Genomic DNA, 11,887 nt, shown 5'->3' with positions numbered 1-11,887 from the left:
CCCGGCGATCAGAGGGACTCGTCGAGGCTCAGGTTTTCAGCCTCGTCGGGCCCCAGCTGCACTTCGGGCATGTCCAGCAGTTCCATGGCTGCGTAGCTGTAGCGCGCCATGACCAGTTCGAGCAACCGGTCGTCGGGCCCAATGGGGGCGCCGACGGCGGTCGCGCCCGAAGCCACCGCCAGTTCCGCCTGGGTGACCCAGGGCTCGTTCTCTGCGATGAAGAAGCTGCCGACGGCGATGTGTCGGCGTCCCTGAGCACGCAGCGAGGAGATGGCGGATGCGACGTTTGGGCCCGAACCGTCAGCGACCGCCACCACCACGGGAAGCCGATGATGATTGGACCATTGCCGGGCGCGACGGGACACCAGCGTGTTGCCACGCACGTCCCCGGAACGGGGCAGCGACATCACCAGCCCATCGAGCTCCACGGTTCTGGTTGCTCGCAGCGAGGTGCGGAGGCGCTCATCCAGGACGTTGAGGAGGGTCGAGGACGGCCCCAGGGGGCGGGAAACCCCGACACGCATGTCGGGCACCGCAGCCTGCAGGGACGCCAAGGTGGCGCACGTGGTTTCGTCCGGCTCAACGGCGCGGGAGAGGTCGAGGGGAACACACGCCATCTCGTTGCGTCCCTGAGCGAGGAGCTGCTCGGCCAGCGCCGTGATGTCGCTGACGTCGTCGACGAAGGCGAAGTGGGAGGAAATCGCGGGGCGCCACCGAAGCAGACGCTGGCGCAGGGACTTCGCGAGCTGCTGGACGTTCGGTTCCCGGTGGCCGCGAGCGAGCATGACGAGCGTTGGAGCTGTCATCCTCGGATCCCTTTCACGATGCGAACACCCACCATCGGAGTGGGTGACGGTGACATCCTTCCGCCGACACCCCGGGGCGGCAAGTTGCCGTGACCTGATCGTGAACTTTCCCAAACAGTCGCGGCGCCCGCCGGATCAGGCCGAGGCGGAATTGTCCGGCGTTCCCGGCGGGTCGGGAATCTGGCGATGTGACAAAGACGACACCCCGGGCCAGACCGCACTGACCGACGCATTGAAGGCTGCGCCGATGAGAACCGAGAGCGAACTGAGGTAGAGCCACATCAGGAGCGTGATGGGGGCCGAGAGAGGTCCGTAGAGGGAACTCGAGTCGAAGGAGGCGCTCAGGGCGGCGCGCAGTGCCCAGGAGCCGACCAGCCACATGACGAGCGTGAGCAGTGCGCCCGGAAGCTCCGCGCGCCAACGGCGGCGCGCGGGCACAGCGAAGGAGTAGACCGTGGTGAGCAGCAGCACCGACCCGATCAGGACCACCGGCCAGTAGAGCTGCATCAGTCCGGCCAGGCCGTGGGGGAGCAGTCGGGTGAGCAGCCCCGGACCGGCGAGGACCAGAGGGGCCACGATGGCGGTCAGGGTGAGCAGGATCAGGTAGAACCCCACGCTCAGGGCGCGGTGGCGGATGATGCCGCGGCTGCCCCCGTGGCCGTACATGATGGTGACCGTGTCCATGAAGACCGAGAGCGCGCGGGATCCGGACCACAGGGCCAGCAGGAAGCCGATGGACATGACCTCCACGCGACCCTGCCCGAGAACGTCGTCCAGGGTCGGGGCGATGACGTCGTCGATCGTTCGCTGGCTGAGGACGTGGCCGGCAAGTTCGAGGATCTGGTTGCGGAAGTTGCTCACCGACTGCCCACTGAAGCGATTTGCGATGAAGCCGATCGATCCGGCGACACCGAAGAGCAGAGGAGGAAGCGAGAGGACCAGGAAGAAGGCCGATTCTGCGGCAAGGCCGGTCACCCGATAGCGCATCCCGGCTTGGATGGTCCTCCAGACAACTTTGGCGAGCTTCGAGGGCAGCGTGAGGGCATCGTTGTCTGGGTGGACGCGGCGCTTCACGGCAGGATGCATGGCAACAACGGTCCCGGTGAGCATGGGGACAATCTCCTGGACTGAGGTGGAGGAAGAAACCTCATGCCCAAGGGTCGCATGCAACCCTGCTGATCACCTGATGGCGCTCCGGGGGAACTGTGAAGGCTGATGCGGCGGTGGCCCAGCGATTGCACGGAGAATGCCCGGAATCAGGAAACCGGCCCGAGTACTCCCCGTGGTCAAAGCCGGTGTCACGTGGTGGTCGTTACTGGGTTCGAACCAGTGACCTCTTCGGTGTGAACGAAGCGCGCTACCACTGCGCCAAACGACCGTGCGAGGGAACACTCTACCGCAGGCCAGATGGGCGCGCCAACTCGACGTCCCCTCTTGCTACTACGCGCCGTAATTTTGAACTCGGACCGGCGACGTCGCTGGTCCGAGTGTGCAGAGCCGGTGCCGATTTGGGTAATGGGGCTCCGAGGCTGGGGCGGTCAGGTCACGACGTGCGCTCCCGCTAGTTGGTCACCAATAGCAACTCGTTGACAAGGGGAAATGCGCTCACGGGCACCCTGATTTGCATCCTGGTTCAGGGCTGGGCTATGGTTTTCAACGCCCCGAAAACGGGAAGCCGCAAGGCAGAACGGCACAGGGCATGCGGACGTGGCTCAGTTGGTAGAGCATCACCTTGCCAAGGTGAGGGTCGCGAGTTCGAATCTCGTCGTCCGCTCGGAAGGGTCTCAGCCCAGTCCATGGCTCGAGGTCATTTCTCCTTGGTGGAGTGGCCGAGAGGCGAGGCAACGGACTGCAAATCCGTGTACACGGGTTCAAATCCCGTCTCCACCTCGGGCGGTTGGCGCAGTTGGTAGCGCGCTTCCCTGACACGGAAGAGGTCATCAGTTCAAGTCTGGTACCGCCCACCAGGAGTCTGAAAGCCCCGGTTCACATGAGCCGGGGTTTTTTCGTTGTCGGCCCAGCGAGCGTTCCCCTCCCATGGCTGCCGGAAAAGCTCTGAGGCGGACGTTGAGGGATGTGCGCCTCATCAGGTCCAGTCGCGGTCCATCGGCGGTGAGGCCGCGGGGGTCGGCTGGCCAGCTGGCCGGGGGCGCGACATGCATGGCCCTCCCGCCCGCGATGGCAGGCCACTGCGTCAGGACTAAGACTGGTGAACTCCACACGGAAGGATCTAGTGCACGATCGCTAGCGAACACGGAAACTAGTGTGCTAGCATGCGTGCATGGCCACGGACGAGAAGACCAAGAAGGTCCAGTTCAACGTGTACCTCCCACCAGACCTGGTGCGCGAGGTCAAGCACCGCTCCATCGACGAGAACACCAGCCTCTCCGCACTCGTGGAGCAGGCCCTGCGCGACTACCTGGAAAGGGCAGTGAAATGAGCTTCCGCGTCAACCCCTACCGCTTCAGCAATGACCCTGGCGCCATGATCGACTTCCTGCAGGCACTCGGTCTCCGGGTCCGCACCACCGCCGCCGATGGTCGCAGCTGGGCACTGCTCGAGGGACGCGCCGGCGCCGTCGCAGTCCACCATTCCGCCGGGTCCACCACGGGTGCCACCCCGGGTCAGACCCAGCTGGTCCTGTTGACTGAATCGGTGGACTCAGCCGCTGACAAGATGCGCACCAATGGCGTGGAACTGACCGTCTGGGATGAGTCCTATGGTCGCCAGGGTGGCATCACCGATCCCTTCGGTGGCGGCATCTGGGTCAATGAGGAGATGCAGGACCTTCACGGCTATGCCGAGCCAACTTCCCCGCAGGAGGCCTCCGACATGACGGTCTGCGCTGTCCGCTACAGCCCCGACTTCGCCGCAGACGCGGCCTTCTTCGCGCCCTTCGGTTTCTCCCCGCGGCCCGCTGCCGACGAGTGGTGGACGCCGCTGGTTGCCTCGGCCACCTCCGGCACGATCGGCCTCCACAAGCCCTCGGGCGAACCCATCACCGCCCCCGCCAAGGAGAACCCGGTGGGGGAGAACCCCGTCGTCCACCTTGCCTTCGAGACCGCCACCCCGTTGGAGCAGGTGCGGGACCGCCTCACCGCCGCCGGCTACCAGGCCGCCCTCGTGCAGGACGAGTTCCTCACCCAGGTCACGGTTGTCGACCCCGACGGCTGCGAGGTCCAGGTCCACCGCGTCCGCTGAACAGCCTCGAGCCTCCCACCCGGGGCGTTCGCCACGCCCGCGGGGGGTGGGGCAGAATGTGGGGTGGCCTGTCCCATGGCCCGCACAGAGAGGAACCCCCGGTGAGCATCACAGTCTCCGTCGTCCGCGCAGGTGAAACCAGGCAGCAGGCGGTCGAGACCACCACCACCGGGCTCGACCTCTTTGGGGAGGATCGCTCCATCGTCGCCATGCGCGTCAACGGCGAGTCCCGCGACCTGGCCCGCGAGCTCGCCGATGGCGACGTCATCGAACCGATCGAGGTCACCAGCGCCGAGGGCCTGTCGATCCTGCGCCACTCGGCCGGGCACGTCACCGCCCAAGCCCTGCAGAGCCTCTTTGCCGAGGCCAAGCTCGGGATCGGCCCGCCCATCATCGACGGCTTCTACTACGACTTCCAGGTTTCCCCGCTCACCCCGGAGGACCTGAAGACGATTGAGAAGCAGATGGGCCGCATCATCAAGGAGCGGCAGCGCTTCGTGCGGCGAGTCGTCACCGAGGAGGAGGCCCGCGAGGAACTCGCCGGCGAGCCCTTCAAGCTCGAACTGGTTGCCGACAAGGGTTCGGCCTCCGATGACGACGGCAGTTCGGTGGAGGTCGGCGCTGGAGAACTGACCATCTACGACAACGTCCGCCGCAATGGTGAGGTCGCCTGGAAGGACCTCTGCCGCGGCCCCCACGTCCCCCACACCGGCTACATCAGCGCCGTCACCCTGATGCGCAGCTCTGCAGCCTACTGGCGCGGCGACCAGCGCAATGCCTCGCTGCAACGTGTCTACGGCACCGCCTGGGCCACCAAGGAGGACCTGCAGGCCCACCTCACCCGACTGGAGGAAGCGGCCAAGCGCGACCACCGCAAGCTCGGCGCCGAGTTAGACCTGTTCAGCTTCCCCGACGAGATCGGCTCCGGCCTGCCCGTCTTCCACCCCAAGGGCGCCATGATCCGCATGGAGATGGAGGAGTACAGCCGCGCCCAGCACGTGGCCAATGGCTATTCCTTCGTCACCACCCCGCATCTGACCAAGTCGAAGCTCTACGAGGTCTCCGGCCACCTCGACTGGTACGCCGAGGGCATGTACCCGCCCATGCACATGGACGAGGAGGTCGACGCCCAGGGCAATGTCACCCGTCAGGGCGCCGACTACTACATGAAGCCCATGAACTGCCCGATGCACAACTTGATCTTCGCCTCACGCGGACGCTCCTACCGCGAACTGCCGCTGCGACTGTTCGAGTTCGGCACCGTGTACCGCTACGAGAAGTCCGGTGTCGTCCACGGTCTCACCCGCGCCCGCGGCTTCACCCAGGACGACGCCCACATCTACTGCACCCGCGAGCAGATGCGCGACGAACTGGCCCGCCTGCTCACCTTCGTCCTGGACCTGCTGAAGGACTACGGTTTGGACGACTTCTACCTTGAACTCTCCACCCGCAATCCGGAGAAGTCGGTTGGTGACGACGCGACCTGGGAGGAGGCCACCGAGGTCCTCCGCGAGGTCGCCACCAGTTCTGGTCTACAGCTCGTTCCTGACCCGGGCGGCGCCGCCTTCTACGGCCCCAAGATCTCGGTGCAGGCCAAGGACGCCATTGGCCGCACCTGGCAGATGTCGACCATCCAGCTCGACTTCAACCTGCCCGAGCGCTTCCAGCTGGAGTACACCGCCCCGGACGGCACCCGGCAGCGACCGGTGATGATCCACCGAGCCCTCTTCGGGTCCATCGAGCGGTTCTTCGGGGTGCTCACCGAGCACTACGCCGGCGCCTTCCCGGCCTGGCTGGCACCCACGCAGGTGCTGGGAATCCCCGTCGCTGAGGAGTTCAACGAGCACCTCGAGATGGTCGCCGCCAAGCTGCGCGCCCACGGCATCCGCGTCGAGATCGACCAGTCCGACGACCGCTTCGGCAAGAAGATTCGCAACGCCCAGAAGCTGAAGGTTCCCTTCATGCTGATCGCTGGCGGTGAGGACCGGGACGCCAACGCCGTCTCGTTCCGTTTCCGCGACGGCTCCCAGCGCAATGGCGTCCCGGTCGACGAGGCGGTTACCGAGATCGTCGAGTGGGTCCGGTCCCGTCGCAATGACGAGCCGACAGCCGAGGCGGGTAGCGCCAGCCATGAGTGACGAGCTCCAGGTCGAGCAGCCCGGCGACCTGCCCGGCGTGCCCGACGCCTTCCAGCGACTGTGGACCCCGCACCGGATGGTCTACATCAAGGGCGAGAACAAGCCGAAGGACGCCGAGCAGGGGGAGCAGTGCCCCTTCTGCCGCGCCCCCGGCGGCGAGGACGCCGGAGGTCTGGTCGTGCGCAGGGGAGAACACTGCTTCGTGGTGATGAACCTCTACCCCTACTCGCCAGGACACCTGCTGGTCTGCCCCTACCGCCATGTCGCCGACTACACCGAGCTGACACCGGAGGAGACCGCCGAACTGGCACGCCTCACCCAGCAGGCGATGACGACGCTGCGCTCAATTTCGCGGCCGGCCGGCTTCAACCTGGGCATGAACCAGGGCGCGGTCGCCGGCGCGGGTATCGCCGCACACCTGCACCAGCATGTGGTGCCGCGCTTCCAGGGCGACTCGAACTTCCTGCCGATCATCGCCCAGACCCGGGCGCTGCCGCAGCTCCTCGAGGACGCGCGTCAACTACTCAGCGAGGGTTGGGTCACCAGCACCAGCCAGGAGGCCTCTGCGAATGCTTGAAAAGTTCCGTGCCGGGTGGGCGGCCGCGATGACCCCGCCGGCACGACTGCTCCTCAAGCTCGGCGTCCACCCGGATGCCGTCACGTGGGCGGGAACGCTGATCACCATTGCCCTTGCCTTCGTCTTCTTCCCCCAGGGCTGGTTGTGGCAGGGGACCCTGCTCATCACACTGTTCATCTTCAGCGACGGCCTCGACGGCCAGATGGCACGCATGATGGACCGCAAGTCCACCTGGGGAGCCTTCCTCGACTCCAGCCTTGACCGGTTCGGCGATGGTGCCCTCTTCGGCGGTGTGGCGCTGTACTACGCCGGCCCGGGCGACTCGGTGTTCTGGAGCGCCATGGCCCTGGGTGCACTGGTCTGCGGTCAGGTCACCAGCTATGTCAAGGCCCGCGGGGAGGCTCTGGGCATGACCGTGAGGGGTGGCCTGGCCGCACGCGCCGACCGCATCCTGGTGCTCTTCCTGGGTACCCTCCTGACCGGACTGGCACGCTCCGGGCATGTTCCGGAGGTCCTGCACTGGGCCCTTCCCGTGGCGCTGTGCTGGCTGGTCTTCGCCGGCCTCGTCACAGTGGGCCAGCGGATGGCCCAGGTTCACCGCCAGTCCCCGGCGCCGACCTCCTTCAACGCCCAGGCCGCGCGTCCCGAATCGCCCCGCGCCGATGGCACCGTCTGACCGCTCGGCCGCTCTCGCGGTGGTGGCGAGAGTGCCATGGAGCTGCTGGCGTCCGCTGGTCTGGCTCGTGGCCGCCGGCGCCAGCCTGCGACCGCCGCGCCGGGTGCGCGACTGGCAGGTCAATGCCGCAACTCTCACCGGTTCGACCCCCTCGCGCCGTGACACCGTCCGGGCGATCATGTCGTGGGCACGCAACTGGATCGAAACCCTACAGGTCCCCCGGTGGGGCGCCGCCCGCGTCAATCGCACAGTCCTCATCGACCCCGCCCAGGAACGACGACTCCTGGCCACCGCCGCGGAATCCGGCGCAGTGATCGCGCTCCCGCACTCCGGGTCCTGGGACATGGCCGGCGCCTGGGCCTGCGCCAACGGGCTGGCGGTCTCCAGCGTGGCCGAGCAACTGGTCGGCGAGGAGTACCGCTTCTTCCTGGACCTGCGGGAGGCGTTGGGGATGCGCATCCATTCACACGCCGACCCGCGCGCGATCGCCAAGTTGATCCACGACGCCAGGCAGGGACGCACCGTCTGCCTGCTCGCCGATCGGGACTTCTCCCGCCACGGCCTCCCGGTGACCTGGTCGACGGCCCGCGGGCCGTTGCCAGCCACCATGCCGCCTGGCCCTGCTGAGGTGGCGCTGCGCTCCGGTGCGGCTCTCCTGGGCGTCGTCTCCACCTACGAGGGACGCAGGATGCGCCTGCGGATCGGTGAGCCCATCACGCCCCGCAACCCGGATGCGGATCGCCGCGAACAGGCAGCCGACATGACCCAACAGTTGTGCGACTTCTTCGCGGCCCAGCTGCGCGAAAGGCCAGTCGACTGGCACATGTTCCGTCCCTTCTTCGGACGCCCGGAGTCAGCATCGTGAGGTCGGCTTCCCCTCCCAGCATCGGGCTGGTCTGTCCCTATTCCTTCGCCCACCCCGGCGGTGTACAGAACCACGTTCTGGGGGTCGGGGGATGGCTGAAGTCCCAAGGACATCGCGTCCACCTGATGGGTCCGGGGCGTCCTGACCGCGAGGCCCTGGAACGCAACGGGCTGGATGGGAGCGAATTCACCTCGGCTGGTCCAGCGATCCCGGTCCCGTACAACGGATCAGTGGCCCGAGTGAACTTCGGCTGGTTGGAATCCCGCCGCGTTCGCCGCTGGCTGAGGCAGTGCATGCCCGACGTGCTGCACGTCCACGAACCCATCACGCCCAGCGTCTCGCTCCTGAGTGTGTGGGCCCAGCACGACATTCCCGTGGTGGCGACTTTTCACACCGCCACCCCCGGGTCGCGCACGATGGCCCTGGCCCAGCGCCTGCTGCCGGAGACGATCGCCGGAATCGACCGGGGCATCGCGGTGTCCTCAGTGGCCCGGCAGGTGGTGAGGGACCACGTCGGGCTCGACCCGCAGGTGATCGGCAATGGGATCCATCTGGTCGATGAACCCGCCGATCTCCGCCGGACGACCTGGCGCGGGGGAGCCCAACCCCGGATCACCTTCGTGGGTCGCTATGACGAGCCGCGGAAGGGCTTCGAGGTGTTCGTCGAGGCCCTCCCGCTCCTGCGCGCCCGGTACCCTCGGGCGGACTTTGTCGTGGTGGGGGAGGGGGCTGCTCGCTCACTGCCCGGGGTCCGCTTCGTCGGCTACCTCAGTGACCCGGAGCGGGACCAGCTGTTGGCGCAGAGCGACGTCTACGTGGCGCCCCACACCGGCCGCGAGAGCTTCGGGATCGTCATCGTGGAGGCGTTGTCGGCAGGCGCCGATGTGGTTGCCAGCGATCTGGCGGCCTTCCGGGAGGTGATGACGGACGCCGACGGTGAGCTGGTGGGCAGCCTGGCTCGGGTGGGTGACCCCGTTGACCTTGCGGCCCAGGTCATTGCGACGTTGAGCCATCCGGATCCGGAACGGAGACGGCGAGCACGCCATCATGCGGCCACCTTCGACTGGTCGGTGATCGGCCCGCGCGTGGCCGAGGTCTATGCCGCTGTGAGAACGACATAGTGTTGAGGACATGACAGTCCAGCCGTATGACACCGACCGGGTGCTCACCCTGCCCAACATGCTGTCATTCCTGCGGCTGCTGGGGGTTCCCGTCTTCTTCTGGCTGGTGGTCGGCGCCCGCGCGGACGTCTGGGCCGTCGTCCTGCTGGCCGTGGCCGGGGCGACGGACTGGGTCGATGGCTTCCTGGCCCGTCGATGGCACCAGACCTCCCGTGTGGGGCAGCTGCTCGACCCGATCGCGGACCGGCTCTACATCCTCACCATCGTTCTGGCTCTGGTGCTGCGTGACATTGTCCCCTGGGCTCTCCTCGCGATCCTGGTGGCGCGTGACCTGGTCCTGGCGGTGATGATGTCAGCCCTGAAGCGTCGAGGCGTCACGGGCCTACCGGTGAACTTCGTGGGCAAAGCCGCGACGTTCAGTCTGCTCTACGCCTTTCCGCTCGTCCTGCTGGGGGCCGGCGGGGAGCAGGTGTGGCGCGTGGCCTGTCTATGGCTGGGTTGGGGATTCGCGATCGTGGGAACGGCCCTCTACTGGACAGCTGGTGTGATGTACCTGCGCCAGGGGACCCACATCCTCCGAGAGCCTCTGCCCCCGACCCAGACCTAGACTGGCCGCCATGCCCAGCCCCAGACCCGGCACCAGGCCGGACAGCATGTCGCTGTTGAGCGACCTGGTCGAGACCAGTCTCGACCCGGGCTATGCCCACGCCCATTCCCAAGGGGTTCCCCCTCGCCGCTCCCGCGTCCTGATGCTGGTGACCTTGCTGGTGGCCGGCGCCATGCTCGCGATTGCGGCGGTCACCGACACCCGGGACCAGCCCGCGCAAGCTCGTGAACGCGCGGCCCTCATCGATCAGGTGAAAGGACTGCGCGAGGAGAACGAGCAGTTGCGTCGCCAACTCGCCGAGGTCGAGGGGGACGTGGAAAAGCTGCAGGCACAGGCGCTCGGCAAGGACTCCACGCCAGCGGCTGAACTGTCCCGGCAGGCCGCCCAGACCGCTGCGGCGGCAGTGACTGGCCCGGGAGTGGTGGTCACCGTGGATGACTCCACGACCCTCGACGGCGCCGATGCCGAGGTGCTCGACCAGGACCTGCGCATTCTGGTCAATGGGCTCTGGCTGGCCGGGGCAGAGGCCATCGCCATCAACGGTCACCGCCTCAGCGCACGCACGGCCATCCGTGGCGCCGGACGCGCCATCACCGTGGACTACACCTCCTTGACGCGCCCGTACGTGGTGGAGGCCATCGGCAACCCGAAGGCCCTCCCGGGCCGGCTGACCGCCAACAGCGGCGGGAGGTGGTGGGTCTACCTGAAGCAGAACTTCGGCATGCGCTACGACATCACGACGTCCACGTCGATCACCCTCCAGGCTGACCCCGGCCTGGGCGTCCGGAAGGCGAGGCCCCATCCATGATTGCCGTTGTGGGACTGGCGCTGGGCATCCTGTTGGGCCTGGTCCTTGAACCCACCCTGCCTGCCTTCCTGGCGCCCTACCTACCGATCATGATCATTGCTGCACTTGACGCCCTCTTCGGCGCCGCTCGGGCCTACCTCGAGGGGACATTTGCCGACCGGGTCTTCGTCGTCTCCTTCTTCAGCAATGTCCTCATCGCAGCGCTGATCGTGTGGATCGGTGACCAGATCGGGGTCGGGGGGCAGCTATCCACCGGCGTAGTGGTCGTTCTCGGGATCAGGATCTTCAACAATGCTGCGGCGATTCGACGGGCGATCCTCCATGCCTGAGCAGCGGCGGAGCCCCGGCGAGGTCCTCAAGGCCTTCCTGACGCCGAACCGGGCCCAGGGGGTCATCGCAGTCATCCTCTGCCTGGTCAGCATGGCGGCGGTCTGGCAGATGCGCGCCAACCGCGAGGACCAGACCTACAGCGCCCTGCGACGGGATGAACTGATCGCCCTCCTCGACCAGCTGAACACCAACAACAACGAGCTTCGGCGCGAGATTGACGAGCAATCCGAACAACGTCGCCAGCTGCGCTCCGGTGCCGCCAGCGAGCGACTCGCCCAGGAACAGGCCAGGAAGCGCATTCAGGAACTCGCAATCCTGGGAGGTACCGCGCCCGCGCAGGGGCCCGGCATCACCATCCGCATCACCGATCCGAAGAACGCTGTCACCGCCCAACTCCTGCTGGACGCGGTGGAGGAGATGCGCGATGCCGGCGCCGAGGTGATGGAGCTCAACGGAGTTCGCATCGTCGCGTCCTCAGCGTTCGGCGGCGACCCCGGTGAGGTCACCGTCGACGGGTCTCCGATCCGGGCCCCCTACGTGCTCAAGGTCATCGGTGAGCCGCATGCGCTGGCCGAGGGTGCCCGATTCCGCGGCGGCCTCGTCTCCCAAGCACAGGCGCCCGAGGTGGGGGCCGACGTCACCATCACCCCCAGCGACCTTCTCATCATCACCGCGCTCCACACCCCGGTGGACCCGCGCTACGCCAAACCTGCCTGAGGCGAGGCCGTGAACCGGCGGGGTGGCGGGCCAACCGATAG

At 67.0% G+C, this 11,887-nt stretch carries 13 protein-coding genes and 4 tRNA genes; 14 read left to right on the top strand and 3 right to left on the bottom strand.

All coding sequences use genetic code 11. The features are described 5' to 3' along the window. Nucleotides 1–8: 8 nt before the first annotated feature. From M3G03_RS05660 to M3G03_RS05650, 3 genes are all read right to left on the bottom strand, one after another. A complete protein-coding gene (locus M3G03_RS05660; RefSeq protein WP_259808712.1) occupies nt 9–806 on the bottom strand; it encodes a sirohydrochlorin chelatase in 798 nt (265 codons plus the stop codon). Nucleotides 807–941: 135 nt separating this feature from the next. Next, entirely contained in the window at nt 942–1,916 is a 975-nt protein-coding gene (locus tag M3G03_RS05655; protein WP_259808711.1) for a YihY/virulence factor BrkB family protein, read from the bottom strand. Between the two features lie 193 nt (nt 1,917–2,109). Beyond that, nucleotides 2,110–2,184 (bottom strand) — tRNA-Val (locus M3G03_RS05650). Between the two features lie 323 nt (nt 2,185–2,507). On the opposite strand from M3G03_RS05650, the gene M3G03_RS05645 reads away from it, so the two are divergent. From M3G03_RS05645 to M3G03_RS05580, 14 genes are all read left to right on the top strand, one after another. Further along, nucleotides 2,508–2,580: transfer RNA gene (locus M3G03_RS05645), tRNA-Gly, on the top strand. A 45-nt stretch (nt 2,581–2,625) separates the two neighbouring features. Then, nucleotides 2,626–2,696, top strand: a tRNA-Cys gene (locus tag M3G03_RS05640). Between the two features lies 1 nt (nt 2,697). Beyond that, a tRNA-Val gene (locus M3G03_RS05635) sits at nt 2,698–2,773 on the top strand. Between the two features lie 314 nt (nt 2,774–3,087). Then, complete coding sequence (locus M3G03_RS05630) at nt 3,088–3,246, top strand: CopG family transcriptional regulator (RefSeq protein ID WP_259808710.1); 159 nt, start codon at nt 3,088–3,090, stop codon at nt 3,244–3,246. Continuing rightward, the gene (locus M3G03_RS05625; RefSeq protein ID WP_259808709.1) at nt 3,243–4,007 is read left to right on the top strand and encodes a glyoxalase/bleomycin resistance/extradiol dioxygenase family protein; all 765 of its coding nucleotides are present in this window, start codon (nt 3,243–3,245) and stop codon (nt 4,005–4,007) included. The genes M3G03_RS05630 and M3G03_RS05625 overlap by 4 nt, the downstream gene beginning before the upstream one ends. A 101-nt stretch (nt 4,008–4,108) precedes the next feature. Next, nucleotides 4,109–6,145: a threonine--tRNA ligase gene (thrS, locus tag M3G03_RS05620; RefSeq protein ID WP_259808708.1), complete on the top strand. Its 2,037-nt coding sequence runs from the start codon at nt 4,109–4,111 to the stop codon at nt 6,143–6,145. Further along, entirely contained in the window at nt 6,138–6,722 is a 585-nt protein-coding gene (locus tag M3G03_RS05615; RefSeq protein ID WP_259808707.1) for an HIT domain-containing protein, read from the top strand. Before thrS ends, M3G03_RS05615 begins: the two co-directional genes overlap by 8 nt. Then, nucleotides 6,715–7,398, top strand: a complete 684-nt coding sequence (gene pgsA, locus M3G03_RS05610; protein WP_259808706.1) for a phosphatidylinositol phosphate synthase — start codon at nt 6,715–6,717, stop codon at nt 7,396–7,398. The genes M3G03_RS05615 and pgsA overlap by 8 nt, the downstream gene beginning before the upstream one ends. After that, nucleotides 7,385–8,263, top strand: coding sequence for a hypothetical protein (locus M3G03_RS05605; RefSeq protein WP_259808705.1), 879 nt, complete (start codon nt 7,385–7,387; stop codon nt 8,261–8,263). The genes pgsA and M3G03_RS05605 overlap by 14 nt, the downstream gene beginning before the upstream one ends. Continuing rightward, on the top strand, nt 8,260–9,384 hold the full coding sequence (locus M3G03_RS05600) for a glycosyltransferase family 4 protein (RefSeq protein ID WP_259808704.1): 1,125 nt from the start codon (nt 8,260–8,262) through the stop codon (nt 9,382–9,384). Before M3G03_RS05605 ends, M3G03_RS05600 begins: the two co-directional genes overlap by 4 nt. 10 nt (nt 9,385–9,394) lie before the next feature. After that, nucleotides 9,395–9,991, top strand: a complete 597-nt coding sequence (locus tag M3G03_RS05595; RefSeq protein ID WP_259808703.1) for a CDP-alcohol phosphatidyltransferase family protein — start codon at nt 9,395–9,397, stop codon at nt 9,989–9,991. A gap of 10 nt (nt 9,992–10,001) precedes the next feature. Beyond that, the gene (locus tag M3G03_RS05590) at nt 10,002–10,799 is read left to right on the top strand and encodes a DUF881 domain-containing protein (protein ID WP_259808702.1); all 798 of its coding nucleotides are present in this window, start codon (nt 10,002–10,004) and stop codon (nt 10,797–10,799) included. Further along, a complete protein-coding gene (locus M3G03_RS05585) occupies nt 10,796–11,128 on the top strand; it encodes a small basic family protein (RefSeq protein WP_259808701.1) in 333 nt (110 codons plus the stop codon). The genes M3G03_RS05590 and M3G03_RS05585 overlap by 4 nt, the downstream gene beginning before the upstream one ends. Then, a complete protein-coding gene (locus M3G03_RS05580) occupies nt 11,121–11,846 on the top strand; it encodes a DUF881 domain-containing protein (RefSeq protein ID WP_259808700.1) in 726 nt (241 codons plus the stop codon). The genes M3G03_RS05585 and M3G03_RS05580 overlap by 8 nt, the downstream gene beginning before the upstream one ends. Nucleotides 11,847–11,887: the final 41 nt, after the last annotated feature.

The sequence above is a fragment of the Aestuariimicrobium sp. p3-SID1156 genome (genome assembly GCF_025144225.1).
In the GTDB taxonomy this organism is placed as follows: domain Bacteria; phylum Actinomycetota; class Actinomycetes; order Propionibacteriales; family Propionibacteriaceae; genus Aestuariimicrobium.
The sequence above is the reverse complement of the archived record's forward strand: the minus strand, read 5'-3'. Positions and strand labels throughout refer to the sequence as shown.